We start from the raw sequence: 16,083 nt of genomic DNA on the forward strand, positions 1-16,083 counted from the left end.
GATGAGCCAGGCCTACTTCATCGCCGGTACCGACACCGATGTCGGCAAGACCACCATCGCCGCGGGGCTGCTGCATGCGGCGCGTCAGCTCGGCCTCAGCACGCTGGCGGCCAAGCCGGTGGCGTCCGGGTGCTCGGTCACGCCCAAAGGGCTGCGCAACAGCGATGCCCTGGCACTGATCGATGAAAGCTCGATCAAGCTGCCTTACGAGGCCATCAACCCGTTCGCCTTCGAGCCGGCCATCGCCCCGCACGTGGCGGCGCGCGAAGCCGGCGTGGCGCTGAGCGTACCGGCGCTGCGCGATGCCATGCAGCAGGTGCTGGGGCAGCGTGCCGACTTCACCTTGATCGAGGGTGCCGGTGGCTGGCGTGTGCCGCTGTCCGATCATGCCAACCTCTCGGACCTTGCCATCGCCCTGAAACTGCCGGTGATCCTGGTGGTCGGCGTGCGCCTGGGGTGTATCAACCACGCACTGCTCAGCGCCGAGGCCATCGCTCGGGACGGGCTGCAACTGGCCGGCTGGGTGGCGAATATCGTCGATCCGCGGACATCGCGCCTGGAAGAGAACCTCTCCAGTCTGGCCGAGCGCTTGCCGGCACCGTGCCTCGGACGTGTACCCTGGCTCAAGCAGGCGGGGCCGGATGCGGTGGCCGAGCACTTGCAGCTGGATCTGCTGGATTAGCCTCTGCTCGATCTGGCGCTCCCATGAATTGCTGATGGCCAGGCGCTGCCAATGAAAGGCACCGTTCCATCGCCCAATCTATTAAATGGCACTAGGCCATTAGCGATTTAAACGGGCCTTTTGCCTGATGTGCTGCTTTAATAAGCTCTGTTTCCCCTTCAGCGTCACGGAGTCCTGACATGGAAATCAATGCGAGCTCCGCTTTCTACGCGGGCCTTGGCGCCATCCAGAACGGCCAGAACCGTGTCGACCAGGCCGCCCAACAGATCGCCAGCGGTGCGGTCGAGCGCGGGGCCGGTGGCCAGTCCACCGAGTACCAGGCCGAACGCCTGCGTGGTGTCGACCGCAGCCAGCAACTGGACCTGGCCACCAGCACCGTCCAGTTGGCCCTGGGCAAGCATGAAGTCGAACTGGGCGCCAAGGTCGCCAAGGCTTCGGACGAAATGCTCGGTCGCTTCATCGACACCTACGTCTGACCTGCCGGCTCGTCCGGCAACGCATCGCGGGGCAAGCCCGCTCCCACGCCCCGTCTGATGACATTGCGTGGGAGCGGGCTTGCCCCGCGATGCGTTTGAAGAGGCTTGGCATAAATGTCGTGTTCGGCGGCTTAAATGACACTACTGACCCACCTTGACAAGGAGACCACCTAAACGTAAGTTTCAAACAACTGTTTGACCGAAAGCCGCCAAGAGCTGGTCGGTATCAGCGGTCTCCCTACCGAACTCATCACAGAGGTTCATCGCAATGCCTGATTACAAAGCCCCCTTGCGTGATATCCGCTTCGTTCGCGACGAGCTGCTCGGCTATGAGGCGCACTATCAGAGCCTGCCGGGCTGCCAGGACGCCACCCCCGACATGGTCGACGCGATCCTGGAAGAAGGCGCGAAATTCTGTGAAGAGGTCCTGGCCCCGCTGAACCGTGTCGGCGACCTGGAAGGCTGCACCTGGAGCGAATCGGGCGTTAAGACCCCGACTGGCTTCAAGGAAGCCTACAAGCAATTCGTCGAAGGCGGCTGGCCGAGCCTGGCACACGATGTCGACCATGGCGGCCAAGGCCTGCCGGAGTCGCTGGGCCTGGCGCTGAGCGAGATGGTGGGTGAGTCCAACTGGTCGTGGGGCATGTACCCGGGCCTGTCCCACGGCGCGATGAACACCATCTCCGCCCATGGCACCCCCGAGCAGCAGCACACCTACCTGACCAAGCTGGTGTCCGGCGAGTGGACCGGCACCATGTGCCTGACCGAGCCGCACTGCGGCACCGACCTGGGCATGCTGCGTACCAAGGCCGAGCCTCAGGCCGACGGCAGCTACAAGGTTTCCGGCACCAAGATCTTCATTTCGGCCGGTGAGCACGACATGGCCGACAACATCGTTCATATCGTCCTGGCCCGCCTGCCCGACGCACCGGCCGGCACCAAAGGCATCTCGCTGTTCATCGTGCCGAAGTTCCTGCCCAACGCCGAAGGCGGCGCGGGCGAGCGCAACGGTGTGAGCTGCGGCTCCCTTGAGCACAAGATGGGCATTCACGGCAACGCCACCTGCGTGATGAACTTCGACGGCGCCACCGGCTACCTGATCGGCCCGGCCAACAAGGGCCTGAACTGCATGTTCACCTTCATGAACACCGCTCGCCTGGGTACCGCGCTGCAAGGCCTGGCCCACGCCGAGGTGGCGTTCCAGGGCGGCCTGAAGTACGCCCGTGACCGCCTGCAGATGCGCTCGCTGACCGGCCCGAAAGCACCGGACAAGGCCGCCGACCCGATCATCGTCCACCCGGACGTGCGTCGCATGCTGCTGACCATGAAGGCCTTCGCCGAAGGCAACCGTGCGATGGTGTACTTCACCGCCAAGCAGGTGGATATCGTCAAGTACAGCCAGGACGAAGAGGAGCGCAAGAAGGCCGACGCCCTGCTGGCCTTCCTGACCCCGATCGCCAAGGCGTTCATGACCGAAGTCGGCTTCGAGGCCGCCAACCACGGCGTGCAGATCTACGGCGGCCATGGCTTCATCGCCGAGTGGGGCATGGAGCAGAACGTGCGCGACAGCCGTATCTCCATGCTGTACGAAGGCACCACCGGCATTCAGGCGCTCGATCTGCTCGGCCGTAAAGTGCTGATGACTCAGGGCGAGGCACTCAAGGGCTTCACCAAGATCGTCCACAAGTTCTGCCAGTCCCAGGAAGGCAACGAGGCCACCAAGGAGTTTGTCGAGCCACTGGCCGCGATCAACAAGGAGTGGGGCGAGCTGACCATGAAGATCGGCATGGCCGCGATGAAGGACCGCGAGGAAGTCGGTGCCGCTTCGGTGGACTACCTGATGTACTCCGGCTATGCGTGCCTGGCCTACTTCTGGGCCGACATCGCTCGCCTGGCGGCCGAGAAACTGGCGGCCGGCACCAGCGAAGAGGCGTTCTACACCGCCAAGCTGCAGACCGCGCGTTTCTACTTCCAGCGCATCCTGCCGCGTACCCGTTCGCACGTGGCGGCGATCCTGTCCGGCGCCAACAACCTGATGGCGATGAAGGAAGAAGACTTCGGTCTGTCCATCTAAGCCGGTTGCTTGCATGAAAACCGCCTGCCCTCACCGGCAGGCGGTTTTTTTTCGCCTGGACGTCAGCTGCGACTTACGTTGCCCTCTGTGGGAGCGGCCTTGCCGAGGCGTCGGACCGGTCGGAAAGGGCCGCAAAGCGGCCCCGGCATATTCTGCGTTCACATCGAAATCCTGGGGCTGCTCTGCAGCCCTTTCGCGACGCAAGGCCGCTCCTACACGGATCGCGCAACATCAGGAATGTCGCATCCAGTAACGAGAAAGTCTCAAGCTTCGCTTCTGATCTGCCGTTAAAGCGGGCACCTGTACTCATCTATTCATGTGCGTTGCCGATGAAGTAAGGGCACAATGCCATTATTGATCTGCCGGGTCGGAGATTACCCTTGTTTCGTCTATCCGCTGTACGCGCGAGCCATTTCCTGCCTTCGCTGATTCTGCTGCTGGCGGGGCTCGCCGCAGCCTATGTGAGGGACCTCAGCGTCTTCTTCACATCGCTGTTCAATGTATTGCCCACCTTGGTCCTGTTGCTGGGCGGCGCCTATTGCGCGGTGTATCGCCGCCAGCGCGAGCTGTTCCTGATGGTCACGGTGTACATCGCCTATTTCCTGCTCGACACCCAGACCGACTTCTACCGCGACAATGGCCGGGTCCGCGAAGACGCGGCGGTGATCTTCCACCTGGTCTGTCTGTTGCTGCCGGCGCTGTTCGGTCTGTATGCGGCCTGGCAGGAGCGTACGCACCTGGCCCAGGACATGCTTGCCCGCTTCGCCGTGCTGTTCGCCGTGGGCAGCGTCGCGGTGGCGCTGGAGCAGAGCTTTCCCGAGGCGCTGCTGGGCTGGCTGGCGGAAATCCGCTGGCCTGCGCTGCATGGCCAGTGGATGAGCCTGATCCAGCTCGCCTACCCGTTGTTCCTCGCTGTGTTCATCCTGCTGGTGGTGCAGTACCTGCGCCAGCCAAGGCCCTTGCATGCCGCGCAGATCATCGGCTTGATCGGCATCTTCTGGATGTTGCCCAAGACCTTCATCCTGCCGTTCACCCTCAACATCATGTGCAGCCAGGTGATGCTGATGATCGCCGCCGCGGTGTCCCACGAGGCTTACCAGATGGCCTTCCGCGACGAGCTGACCGGCCTGCCCGGCCGCCGTGCCCTGAACGAGCGCATGCAGCGACTGGGGCGCAATTACGTGATCGCCATGACCGACGTCGACCACTTCAAGAAATTCAACGACACCCACGGTCACGATGTCGGCGATCAGGTGCTGCGCCTGGTCGCTAGCCGCCTGTCCAAGGTCACGGGCGGCGGACGTGCCTATCGCTACGGTGGTGAGGAGTTCGCGCTGGTGTTCGCGGGCAAGACGGCCGAAGAATGCCTGCCGCATCTGGAAGCGGTGCGTGAGATGATCGCCAACTATGCGATTCAGTTGCGCGACCAGAGCAACCGCCCGCAGGACGACTCAGCCGGACGGCAGCGCCGTGGCGGCAGCGCCAGCAGCACCGTCTCGGTGACCATCAGCATCGGTGTGGCCGAACGCCAGGCCGAGCATCGCAACCCCGAGGAAGTGCTCAAATCGGCCGACCAGGCCCTGTATGGCGCCAAGGGCGCGGGGCGCAACTGCGTGATGACATTCGGTCAGCAGTCGCAGCGTGGGGCGGTTCGCATGGCGTGACCATGCCTGACTATTCAGTCGCATGATGACCCTATGTCTCGTAAAAGTTGTTCGGTTACACTGCGTTCATCCCAGTGCCGCGGCTCCGACGGGCCGCCCCGACCCCGATAGCGAGAGGTTGTCATGGCTGAATATAAAGCGCCCCTGCGCGACATGCGCTTCGTTCTCAATGAAGTCTTCGACGTGGCCACCCTGTGGTCGCAGCTGCCCGGCCTGGCCGAGGTGGTCGATGCGGATACCGCCATGGCCGTGCTGGAAGAGGCCGGCAAGGTCACCGGCAAGTCCATCGCCCCGCTGAGCCGCGCCGCCGACGAAGAGGGCTGCCACTGGGACAACGGCGCGGTGCGCACCCCGGCCGGTTTCATCGAGGCCTACCAGACCTTCGCCGAAGGCGGCTGGGTCGGCGTTGGCGGTGATCCGGCGTTCGGCGGCATGGGCATGCCCAAGGCCATCTCGGCGCAGGTCGAAGAGATGGTCAACGCCTCGAGCCTGGCCTTCGGCCTGTACCCGATGCTGACCGCGGGCGCCTGCCTGTCGATCAATGCCCACGCCAGCGAAGCGTTGAAGGAGAAATACCTGCCGAACATGTATGCCGGCGTCTGGGCCGGCTCCATGTGCCTCACCGAGCCCCACGCCGGCACCGACCTGGGGATCATCCGCACCAAGGCCGAGCCCCAGGCCGACGGCAGCTACAAGGTCAGCGGCACCAAGATCTTCATCACCGGTGGCGAGCACGACCTCACCGAGAACATCATCCACCTGGTCCTGGCCAAGCTTCCGGACGCCCCGGCGGGTCCGAAAGGCATCTCGTTGTTCCTGGTGCCCAAGTTCCTGGTCAACGAAGATGGCAGCCTCGGCGCGCGCAACCCGGCCAATTGCGGCTCGATCGAGCACAAGATGGGCATCCAGGGATCCGCCACCTGCGTGATGAACTTCGACGAAGCGGTCGGCTATATCGTCGGCGAGCCGAACAAAGGCCTGGCGGCGATGTTCACCATGATGAACTATGAGCGCCTGGGCGTCGGTATCCAGGGCCTGGCCTCGGCCGAACGCTCCTACCAGAATGCCGTGGAGTACGCCCGCGACCGCCTGCAGAGCCGCGCCCCGACTGGCCCGCAGGCCAAGGACAAGGTGGCAGACCCGATCATCGTCCATCCCGACGTGCGTCGCATGCTGCTGACCATGAAGGCGCTGATCGAGGGCGGTCGCGCGTTCTCCACCTACGTGGCGATGCAGCTCGACACCGCCAAGTACAGCGAAGACGCCACGACCCGCAAGCGCAGCGAGGAACTGGTGGCACTGCTGACCCCCGTGGCCAAGGCTTTCCTTACCGATCTGGGCCTGGAGTGCACCGTGCATGGCCAGCAGGTGTTCGGCGGCCATGGTTACATTCGCGAGTGGGGCCAGGAGCAGCTGGTGCGCGATGTGCGCATCACCCAGATCTACGAAGGCACCAACGGCATTCAGGCCCTGGACCTGATGGGCCGCAAGGTGGTGGCCAGCGGTGGCGCCTACTACAAGCTGTTCGCCGACGAGATCCGCCAGTTCATCGCCACTGCCGGCAGCGACCTGGGCGAGTTCACCAAGCCACTGGCGGCATCCCTTGACCAGCTCGACGAACTGACGGCCTGGGTGCTGGACCAGGCCAAGGGCAACCCCAACGAGATCGGCGCGGCCTCGGTCGAGTACCTGCAGGCATTCGGCTATGTCGCCTATGCCTACATGTGGGCGCTGATGGCGCGCACCGCCAAGGCCGCTGAAGGGGATGCGGACTTCTACGGTGCCAAGCTGGGGACGGCGCGGTTCTACTTCGCCCGCCTGCTGCCACGGGTCCACTCCCTGGTGGCATCGGTGAAGGCGGGGAGCGAGTCGCTCTACCTGCTGGACGCCGCACAGTTCTGACCATTCACGGGCTGCTACGCAGCCCGTCGCATCACAAGGCCGTTCCTGGGGGATGTCATCCGCCCGCAGGAGCGGCCTTTTGCTTTGGCAGAACGGCATGTTTGCGAATGAGCCTTTTTTGTAAGCTTTGGCTTACATGGCGTGGTGACTTTTCGCCTCTTTCCTAAGATTGGATCCACGGTTACTCTTTGTTTCATGGACGCAGCGCAGGACGCGCAATGGACAGAGCAGGACGCCTTACACGGAAGTAGCGCAGGAAGCGCAGACAGATAGAACAGGGACACGAAGGATTTCCTGCCAGGAAGGCGGGGCGATAGGGATATCGAAAGGGAAACAGTCTGGAGAACCCCGCTTAGGCGGGGTTTTCTTTGTGCGCGTGTTTCAGCCCAGCACGTCCAGAGGCGAGACGCCCAGCTGGCGGGCGTCGGCCTCTTCCTCCAGCAAGGCCCGCAGCAGCTCCACCGAGGCCTGCTGGCGCTGGGCATCACGGAACACCAGGCCGATCCTCAGTGGTACTCGTGGTTCGCTCAGCGGTTTCCACAGCAGTTGCTGGTCGTCCTGCGCGGCATCCTTGGCCCGCCCGGGCAGGATGGTCGCCAGGGCCGTGTGCGCCAGGCTGTCGAGAATGCCCGCCATGTTGTTCATCTCCGCCTGCACCTGCGGCCTGCGCCCCTGGCTGGCCAATTGCGCCTTCCAGATCTGGCGGATCTGGAACTCCTCGCCGAGCATCAGCATCGGCAGCTCCGCCGCCTGGCGGATCGAGACCTTCTTGAAGTCTTTCAGCGGGTGGGTGTTGGGGATGACCAGCTGCAGTTCATCCTCGTACAGCAGCAAGCCGTGCAACCCCGGCTGACGCGGCGGCAGATAGCTGATGCCGATGTCCAGGCTGCCGTTGAGCAGGCGCCGCTCGATCTCAGAGCCCGAGAGCTCGTAGATCTGCACCACGAGGTGCGGCTGCGCCTTGCGTACCCGCTCCAGCAGTCGTGGCACCAGGCTTGGCCGTACGGTCTGCAGCACGCCGATGGCCAGTGTGCGCAGCGACTGCCCCTTGAAGTTGCCCATGGCCTCGTGGGCGCGTTGCAGGCCGTCGAGCAAGGGCACGGCGTGGTTGTACAGGGTATGGGCCGCGAGCGTCGGCAGCAGGCGCTTGTTGCTACGTTCGAACAGGTTCAGGTCGAGGCCGTGCTCCAGCTGGCGAATCTGCTGGGATAGCGCTGGTTGCGACAGCGACAGGCGTTCGGCGGCGCGGCCGACATGGCCTTCTTCGTAGACCGCGACGAAGTAACGCAGTTGGCGAAAATCCATAAGATTTGATTATCGAAAAAGCTGAAAAAACGAAATGGCCGCGAACCGGCTGGAGGCCTAGTCTATCGCCGTATTCCAAAGGGTTACAGCGCTTGATCGAGCGATTGTTGCCCAGGATGAAAAACACTTTTGATAGGCAAGGCAAAATATTCATGAGCGGCATACGACCGCAGCCTTGACCGCCACCACCGTGATTGGTCGGAGCCCCGATGAACCTGTTCAACCTGCGCCGTTCGGCACCTGTCGTCGCCGAGCCCAAGCGAGCTCCGGTGATCGAGCCGGCCACCGCGCAGCCTTCCCGCGAGCGGCTGATGCCCGGCGTCGAACGTGCGCCGCAGGTGTTCGTGCGCGGCCAGGGCTCCTGGTTGTGGGACAGCGAAGGGCATGCCTACCTGGACTTCACCCAGGGCTGCGCGGTGAACAGCCTGGGCCACAGCCCCAGCGTGCTGGTCAAGGCGCTGGGCAGCCAGGCCCAGGCCTTGATCAATCCGGGCGCGGGCTACCATAGCCGTGGCCTGCTGAGCCTTGCCGAACTGCTGTGCCGGAGCACCGGCAGCGACCAGGCCTACCTGCTCAACAGTGGTGCCGAAGCCTGTGAAGGGGCGATCAAGCTGGCGCGCAAATGGGGCCAACTGCACCGTGGCGGCGCCTATCACATCATCACCGCCAGCCAGGGCTGCCATGGACGCAGCCTGGGGGCGTTGTCGGCGTCCGATCCGCTGCCATGCAATCGCTGCGAGCCGGGCCTGCCTGGTTTCAGCAAGGTGCCGTTCAACGACCTGGCGGCGCTGCATGCCGCAGTGGATTCGCGGACTGTCGCGATCATGCTCGAACCGATCCAGGGCGAGGCCGGGGTTATTCCGGCCACCGGCGAATACCTCAAGGGCGTCGAGCAGCTGTGCCGCGAACTGGGCATCCTGCTGATCCTCGACGAGGTGCAGACCGGTGTAGGGCGTTGCGGGGCGCTATTGGCGGAAGAAACCTACGGCGTGCGTGCCGATATCGTCACGCTGGGCAAGGGGCTGGGCGGTGGCGTGCCGCTGGCGGCGCTGCTGGCCCGTGGCACGGCCTGCTGCGCCGAGCCGGGCGAGCTGGAAGGCAGCCACCATGGCAACGCGCTGATGAGCGCCGCTGGCCTGGCGGTGCTGCGCACCGTGCTGGAGCCGGGTTTCTTCGAACAGGTCCAGGATAGCGGTCGCCATCTGCGTGATGGCCTTAGCCGCCTGGCCGGTCGCTACGGCCAGGGCGAGGTGCGTGGCCAGGGGCTGTTGTGGGCCTTGCAATTGCGTGAGGACAGTGCCCAGGCATTGGTGGCGGCGGCCCTGCGCGAGGGCTTGCTGCTCAATGCCGCGCAGCCCGATGTGGTGCGCTTCTCGCCAGCGCTGACGGTGAGCAAGGGCAACATCGACGAGATGTTGCTACGCCTGGCCCGGGCGTTCGCCCGCCTGCATGCCCAGCAGCACAACCGCCGCGAAGTACCGGCCTGACCGGTTGCGCCGGCCTAGAGAATTTCAACGAACCGTCTCGCGTTCCTGCGCATCGCCCCTGGCCTGAAATGCATGGCCCGGGGCGTTTTTTTGCCCGGTGGAACCTCTGCCAGGCATGGCTAGTCTGTGTTGATACACCCTCAAGGAGCGCATCGCATGGACTTCATTCGCATCATCATCGCCATCATCCTGCCGCCGCTGGGCGTATTCCTTCAGGTCGGCTTCGCTGGCGCGTTCTGGCTGAACATTCTGCTGACCCTGCTGGGCTATATCCCCGGGATCGTGCATGCGGTGTATATCATCGCCAAGCGCTGAAGTGTCATGGATGCTTGCCGATGAAGGTCGACCTTCATCGGTTTCGCTCATTGAATACGCTTTATGCGTAGCAGGTCGACGTAATGTCTGATCGCGTGCAGGGCTTTATCGCGATTGTAGGCGCCCCATTTCGGATAATTGCCGCGACCTTCGTCCAGCGTGCGACAGACCAATACATCAGCAACTTCACGCTCGCCATCTCTGTTGTGATGGAATTGTTGAGGTTCGCCGTTGAAGAAGAGTATCAATGCGCCCGCCGTCTCGTCTCTGGACAAGCGCATCCTGACTTTTACATCAAACCACTTCCCGCTTTCGATCGGACCTTGCCATATTTCTATCCACTTACCCTCTTTGTTGGAGTGGATCATCCTCAGAAAATTCTGGTGGACGGTGAAGAGGAATGGGTAGTTCTGAATGCCTTCCGGGTATGACTTCCACTGGAAAATAACGTATTTTCCATAAGTAATGCTGTCTGTGTCCTCGAGCATGCTGCTCCAGGAAATATCGTAGGTCTCTCCTTCGTTCCAGCTCTCATAAGAGGCTCCTTGAGAAACGAGGCCGTTGGATTCACAGCGATAGCTCATTGGATTGGAGGGCGCGGCGGGCTTTTCGAAAAGCCAGACCATTCCTCGCTCTGCGTCCTGCACGACATGTATTTTGCTGTCGCTTTCCAGTTCGACCCTGCGAAAGATTTCAAGTGGATCTTTCTGGGACTGTGGTATTTGCGGGTTGTTTGGCAGCGTGGTGCCTGTCCAATCGAGAAAGTCCGTTGGCAGATCATCAGTCGTAGTATCGACTGTATCGCGCCAATTCAAGGCATCAAGTAGTTCTCGCAATACTTTCATATCCGAACCCTCTTAGGTTCTTTAGGCGCGATGGGGTGTGAAACCCTAGAGTTATCAAGGTCTTTATGAAAGGCAAGCCGCCATTATCCGAAAGGGCTCTTTTACGACCCTGTTCAGCCGGTCTGTTGGAAGTGCTAGTCAATTGAGGACAGACGCAGGATAGGGGCGGTGTCAGCGCACGTCTACTGATAGAAATACCAGGTCAGCCCTCGAGGGCTGACCGGGAAATAGATGTTGGGCGTGAGTCTAATCAGGTTTAGTGGCAATCACGTTGTTGAAGAACCGCCATTCCTGTTCCAAGGCATGCGCCAGATTATCCGAGTGTCGGAAACCGTGCCGTTCCTGTGGATAGAAATGCGCCTCTGTCTGAATGCCGTTGGCCTCCAGCGCAGCGAGCATGCTTCGGGTCTGCGCCGGTACCACCACGGCGTCCAGCTCACCCTGGAAGAAAATCACCGGTGCCTTGATTCTGTCGGCGTGTAACAGGGGCGTGCGTTGGCGATAACGTTCGGCATCCTGTTGCGGGTCACCGATCAGCCAGTTCAGATAATCGCCCTCGAACTTGTGCGTGGCGCGGCCCAGCGCAACCGGGTCACTGACGCCGTAAAGGCTGGCTCCTGCACGAAATACATCATGGAAAGCCAAGGCGCAGAGCGTGGTGTAACCTCCGGCGCTGCCGCCGCGAATGAAAGCCTTGGTGCTGTCGATCAGGCCGCGTCCGGCCAGGTGCTTGACGACCGCACAGGCATCCTCCACATCGCTCGCGCCCCAGCGAAGGTGCAGTGCCTGACGGTAGGCGCGCCCATAGCCGCTGCTGCCCCGATAGTTGAGATCGGCGACGGCGAAGCCGCGCTGGGTCCAATACTGGATGCGCGTGTCGAGCACCGGGTAGCAGGCCGAGGTGGGCCCGCCGTGAATGAACACCACCAACGGCGACGGCTCAGCCGTGCCGTTCATGGCCGGATAGAAGAAACCATGGGCCATGCCGTCGCCACTGGTGTAGCGGATCGGTTGCGGAAGGCTGATGTCCTTGGCAGGCAGCGCTTCGGCACCGCCGGCGAGCACCTGGACCTCATGGCTACGCCGGTCGACCGCGATCACTGCCGGTGGGCTGATCGGCGAGGCGGCTATGGCATAGAGATGTCCGTCATCCAGCGCCAGGCTGCGAAAACGCGTGTACGCACTGGCAAAGCGAGCCATTTCGCCATTGGCGTGGCGCAGTCCCAACTGCCCGAAACCATCCTCGAACCAGCTGGCCAGATAGCTGGCAGGGCCAAGGGCCAGCCAGGTGCTGGCGCCCAGTTGCCAGGGTGCGGCGGCATGGTCAGCCATCGCCGCAGGCAGGCGCTGCCAATGCCCGTCGACCTCGCCCCAGGGTTGCCAGAATCCGTCCCGGTCGGACAGGCAATACAGGCGGCCCTCGCTGTCGAAACGTGGCTGCTGGAGCGACTCGTCCTGCCCGGCGATACAGTGTGCCGCCCCCCAGGCGCCGCAAGGGCTGCGTTCGCGGCACATCAGGCGGGTGACGGTCCAGGGTTGCGCCGGGCGATTCCATTCGATCCAGGCCAGGCGGCTTCCGTCGAGGCTCAGCGTGGGAGAGGCGTAAAAGTCGGCCCCTTCGGCGAGGATCTCGCGATGCCCAGCCGTCAAGCTCAGCAGACGATGCTCGACCTGTTCGCCATGGCGCTCCTCGACGGCCAGCACCTGGCCTTCATGCCACTGCACATCGCCATAGCGACAGTTGCTGGCGTCGGTGAGTGCGCGGGGGGCGGTACCGTCCAGCGCCTGGGTATACACCTGCTGGTCCTTCTCGTTGACGAACACCAGTCCGTCACCGCCCAGGCAGAAGCTGCCACCGCCGTACTCATAGACCCGACTGCGTACACTGAACCCGTCCGGGGTCAGGCAGCGGGCCTGATGATCACGCCAGTGCCAGACCCGGCAGGCGCCATCGGCGGGGCGGAACTCGTTCCAGAACACCCCGCGTTCGTCGACCTTCAGCTCGGCGAAGTCGGTACCGGCGGCCACCGCCTGGGCGGCGCTGAACTCAGCCCCTGGCAATGACATGGGAGTTGCGTTCGTTGCGGAAGGTCATCTGTTCGATCTCCAGTGTGGCGTGCTCGGCTTCTTCGCGGGCCTTGAGGATGATGCCGTGGTCCGGTGACTTGCCGCACACCGGGTCGGCCTTGCTGGCATCGCCGGTGAGCATGAAGGCCTGGCAGCGGCAGCCGCCGAAGTCCTTCTCCTTCTCGTCGCACGAGCGGCAGGGCTCGGGCATCCAGTCATAGCCGCGGAAGCGGTTGAAACCGAACGAGTCGTACCAGATGTGCTTCAGGTCATGGTCGCGCACGTTGGGGAACTGCACTGGCAGCTGGCGCGCACCGTGGCAAGGCAGGGCGGTGCCGTCCGGGGTGATGGTCAGGAACAGGCTGCCCCAGCCGTTCATGCAGGCCTTGGGGCGTTCCTCGTAGTAGTCCGGGGTGACGAAGATCAGCTTGCACGGGCTGCCGGCGGCCTTGAGCTTGTCGCGGTACTCGTTGGTGATGCGCTCGGCCCGCTCCAGCTGGGCACGGGTCGGCAGCAGGCCCAGGCGATTGAGGTGCGCCCAGCCGTAGAACTGGCAGGTGGCGAGTTCGACGAAGTCGGCCTCCAAGGCGAGGCACAGCTCGATGATGCGGTCGATCTTGTCGATGTTGTGCCGGTGGGTGACGAAGTTGAGCACCATCGGGTAGCCATGGGCTTTCACCGCGCGAGCCATCTCCAGCTTCTGCGCGAAGGCTTTCTTCGAGCCGGCCAGCAGGTTGTTCACCTGCTCGTCGCTGGCCTGGAAGCTGATCTGGATATGGTCCAGCCCGGCCTGCTTGAAGGCGGCGATCTTCTGCTCGGTCAGGCCGATGCCGGAGGTGATCAGGTTGGTGTAGTAGCCCAGGCGCCGGGCTTCGCCGATCAGCTCGGCGAGGTCCTGGCGCACCAGCGGCTCGCCGCCGGAAAAGCCGATCTGCGCGGCGCCCATTTCACGGGCCTCGGCCATCACCTTGAACCATTGCTCGGTGCTCAGCTCCTTGCCCTGCTTGGCGAAGTCCAGGGGATTGGAGCAGTACGGGCACTGCAACGGGCAGCGGTAGGTGAGTTCGGCCAGCAGCCACAATGGCAGGCCGATCCGATCGCGGGGCAAGCCCGCTCCCACGACCGCTTGCGTGGGAGCGGGCTTGCCCTGCGATGGGCTTTGCAGGTTGCCCTCAGGCGAGGGTGATCCAGTGTTCGGCACGGGCCACCTCCATGAATTGCTCGATGTCGTCGGCGACTTCGGGCACACCGGGGAACTGCCGTTCCAGCTCGGCGATGATCGCCGCGACATCGCGTTGGCCATCGATCAGCCCGCCGATCAGGCCGGCGCTGTCGTTGAGCTTGATCATGCCTTCGGGGTACAGCAGCACATGGCCCTTCTGCGCCGGCTCGTACTGGAAACGGTAGCCGGGGCGCCAGGCGGGTACCTGTTGACGGTCGAAACTCATAGGGCGATCCCCTTGTGCCAGACCCGCTCGCTTGTGACGCTGTGATAGGGCGGGCGGTTCAGTTCATAGGCCATGCTCATGGCGTCGAGCATGCTCCACAGGATATCCAGCTTGAACTGCAGGATTTCCAGCATGCGTTCCTGCCCCTCGCGGGTCGTGTAATGCTGCAGGGTGATCGCCAGGCCGTGTTCCACATCGCGCCGGGCCTGGCCCAGGCGGGTGCGGAAGTATTCGTAGCCGGCCGGGTCGATCCACGGGTAGTGCTGCGGCCAGCTGTCCAGGCGTGACTGGTGGATCTGCGGGGCGAACAGTTCGGTCAGTGAGCTGCTGGCGGCTTCCTGCCAGCTGGCGCGGCGGGCGAAGTTGACGTAGGCGTCGACGGCGAAGCGCACGCCGGGCAGCACCAGTTCCTGGCTGCGCAGCTGGTCCGGGTCCAGGCCCACGGCCTGGCCCAGGCGCAACCACGCCTCGATGCCGCCATCCTCGCCTGGGGCGCCGTCGTGGTCGAGCAGGCGCTGGATCCACTCGCGGCGTACTTCGCGGTCCGGGCAGTTGGCCAGGATCGCGGCATCCTTCATCGGGATGTTGACCTGGTAGTAGAAACGGTTGGCCACCCAGCCCTGGATCTGCTCGCGGGTGGCACGGCCCTGGTACATCGCCACGTGATACGGGTGGTGGATGTGATAGTAGGCGCCCTTGGCGCGCAGGGCCTGCTCGAATTCGGCAGGGGACAGGGGCATTGCATCGCTCATGGGGGCTCCTGTGATGGTTCGTTATACGTGGGAGCGGGCTTGCCCCGCGATGGCGGCGTCAGCCTCACCATCGCTATCGCGGGGCAAGCCCGCTCCCACGTTGTGCAAGGGCTGCCCTTACAACTCGATGCTCATGCCATCGAAGGCGACTTCCACGCCCCGGCGCTGCACTTCGGCGCGTTCCGGCGAGTCTTCATCGAGAATCGGGTTGGTGTTGTTGATGTGGATGAGCACCTTGCGCTGGCGCGGGAAGCCGTCCAGTACTTCGAGCATGCCGCCCGGGCCGTTCTGCGCCAGGTGGCCCATCTCGCGACCGGTGCGGGTACCGACCCCACGGCGTTGCATTTCATCATCCTCCCACAGCGTGCCGTCGACCAGCAGGCAGTCGGCGCCGTGCATCATCTGCAGCAGCTTGTCGTCGACCTGGCCCAGCCCCGGCGCGTAGAACAGCTTGCCGCCGGTGCGGGTGTCCTCCACCAGCAGGCCGAGGTTGTCGCCCGGGTGCGGGTCGAAACGGTGCGGCGAATAGGGCGGAGCGGCGCTGCGCAACGGGAAGGGGGTGAAACGCAGGTTCGGGCACGCGTCGATGACGAAGCTGCCTTCGAGCTCGATGCGGTTCCACGCCAGGCCGCCGTTCCAGTGGCCGAGCATGTTGAACAGCGGAAAACCGGTGGTCAGGTCCTGGTGGACCATGTCGGTGCACCAGACCTGGTGCGGGCAGCCCTCACGCAGGCTCAGCAGCCCGGTGGTGTGGTCGATCTGGCTGTCGAGCAGGACGATGGCGTCGATGCCGGTGTCGCGCAGGGCGCGGGCCGGCTGCATCGGCGCGAACGCCTGGAGCTGGGCGCGGATGTCCGGCGAGGCGTTGCACAGGATCCAGTGCTCGCCGTCGTCGGACAGGGCGATGGACGACTGGGTGCGTGCCTGGGCGCGCAGGGTGCCGTCGCGGTAGCCCTTGCAGTTGGCGCAGTTGCAGTTCCATTGCGGGAACCCGCCACCGGCGGCGGAACCGAGAATCTGGATGTACATGGTCACTCTCTAAGGCAAAAGCCGCGGCGAAAAACGA

14 protein-coding genes are annotated in these 16,083 nt (G+C 63.6%); 7 read left to right on the forward strand and 7 right to left on the reverse strand.

What is annotated here, in order from left to right:
* The first annotated feature begins 1 nt into the window (after nucleotide 1).
* From bioD to ACYUME_RS02185, 5 genes are all read left to right on the forward strand, one after another.
* Nucleotides 2–682, forward strand: coding sequence for a dethiobiotin synthase (gene bioD / locus ACYUME_RS02165; RefSeq protein WP_460417958.1), 681 nt, complete (start codon nucleotides 2–4; stop codon nucleotides 680–682).
* Between the two features lie 179 nt (nucleotides 683–861).
* Nucleotides 862–1,158 carry a pyrroloquinoline quinone biosynthesis protein PqqE gene (locus ACYUME_RS02170; protein ID WP_279884008.1) on the forward strand — a complete coding sequence of 99 codons (297 nt, stop codon included), beginning with the start codon at nucleotides 862–864 and terminating at the stop codon, nucleotides 1,156–1,158.
* Between the two features lie 268 nt (nucleotides 1,159–1,426).
* Nucleotides 1,427–3,232, forward strand: coding sequence for a phenylacyl-CoA dehydrogenase (locus tag ACYUME_RS02175; RefSeq protein WP_279884006.1), 1,806 nt, complete (start codon nucleotides 1,427–1,429; stop codon nucleotides 3,230–3,232).
* Between the two features lie 380 nt (nucleotides 3,233–3,612).
* Nucleotides 3,613–4,896 (forward strand): GGDEF domain-containing protein, encoded by a 1,284-nt coding sequence (locus ACYUME_RS02180; protein WP_460417959.1) that lies wholly within the window; start codon nucleotides 3,613–3,615, stop codon nucleotides 4,894–4,896.
* A gap of 123 nt (nucleotides 4,897–5,019) precedes the next feature.
* Nucleotides 5,020–6,798 carry an acyl-CoA dehydrogenase C-terminal domain-containing protein gene (locus ACYUME_RS02185; protein WP_460417960.1) on the forward strand — a complete coding sequence of 593 codons (1,779 nt, stop codon included), beginning with the start codon at nucleotides 5,020–5,022 and terminating at the stop codon, nucleotides 6,796–6,798.
* A 381-nt stretch (nucleotides 6,799–7,179) separates the two neighbouring features.
* On the opposite strand, the gene ACYUME_RS02190 is transcribed toward ACYUME_RS02185, so the two are convergent.
* On the reverse strand, nucleotides 7,180–8,103 hold the full coding sequence (locus ACYUME_RS02190) for a LysR family transcriptional regulator (protein WP_460417961.1): 924 nt from the start codon (nucleotides 8,101–8,103) through the stop codon (nucleotides 7,180–7,182).
* A 209-nt stretch (nucleotides 8,104–8,312) separates the two neighbouring features.
* Between ACYUME_RS02190 and ACYUME_RS02195 the strand changes: the two genes are divergently transcribed.
* On the forward strand, nucleotides 8,313–9,590 hold the full coding sequence (locus ACYUME_RS02195; protein WP_460417962.1) for an aspartate aminotransferase family protein: 1,278 nt from the start codon (nucleotides 8,313–8,315) through the stop codon (nucleotides 9,588–9,590).
* 156 nt (nucleotides 9,591–9,746) lie between these two features.
* On the forward strand, nucleotides 9,747–9,905 hold the full coding sequence (locus ACYUME_RS02200; RefSeq protein ID WP_033696002.1) for a YqaE/Pmp3 family membrane protein: 159 nt from the start codon (nucleotides 9,747–9,749) through the stop codon (nucleotides 9,903–9,905).
* A gap of 47 nt (nucleotides 9,906–9,952) precedes the next feature.
* On the opposite strand, the gene ACYUME_RS02205 is transcribed toward ACYUME_RS02200, so the two are convergent.
* The 6 genes from ACYUME_RS02205 to pqqB all read right to left on the reverse strand — a co-directional run bounded on the left by ACYUME_RS02205 (nucleotide 9,953) and on the right by pqqB (nucleotide 16,046).
* Nucleotides 9,953–10,750, reverse strand: coding sequence for a heparin lyase I family protein (locus ACYUME_RS02205; protein ID WP_460417963.1), 798 nt, complete (start codon nucleotides 10,748–10,750; stop codon nucleotides 9,953–9,955).
* Nucleotides 10,751–10,996: 246 nt separating this feature from the next.
* A complete protein-coding gene (locus tag ACYUME_RS02210; RefSeq protein WP_460417964.1) occupies nucleotides 10,997–12,817 on the reverse strand; it encodes a S9 family peptidase in 1,821 nt (606 codons plus the stop codon).
* A complete protein-coding gene (gene pqqE, locus ACYUME_RS02215) occupies nucleotides 12,798–13,937 on the reverse strand; it encodes a pyrroloquinoline quinone biosynthesis protein PqqE (protein ID WP_460419269.1) in 1,140 nt (379 codons plus the stop codon). The genes ACYUME_RS02210 and pqqE overlap by 20 nt, the downstream gene beginning before the upstream one ends.
* A 52-nt stretch (nucleotides 13,938–13,989) precedes the next feature.
* On the reverse strand, nucleotides 13,990–14,265 hold the full coding sequence (gene pqqD, locus ACYUME_RS02220) for a pyrroloquinoline quinone biosynthesis peptide chaperone PqqD (protein WP_050703489.1): 276 nt from the start codon (nucleotides 14,263–14,265) through the stop codon (nucleotides 13,990–13,992).
* Nucleotides 14,262–15,017 carry a pyrroloquinoline-quinone synthase PqqC gene (pqqC, locus tag ACYUME_RS02225; protein ID WP_279888757.1) on the reverse strand — a complete coding sequence of 252 codons (756 nt, stop codon included), beginning with the start codon at nucleotides 15,015–15,017 and terminating at the stop codon, nucleotides 14,262–14,264. The genes pqqD and pqqC overlap by 4 nt, the downstream gene beginning before the upstream one ends.
* A 117-nt stretch (nucleotides 15,018–15,134) precedes the next feature.
* Entirely contained in the window at nucleotides 15,135–16,046 is a 912-nt protein-coding gene (gene pqqB, locus ACYUME_RS02230) for a pyrroloquinoline quinone biosynthesis protein PqqB (protein WP_460417965.1), read from the reverse strand.
* Nucleotides 16,047–16,083: the final 37 nt, after the last annotated feature.

The organism is Pseudomonas sp. microsymbiont 2 (assembly GCF_054788395.1).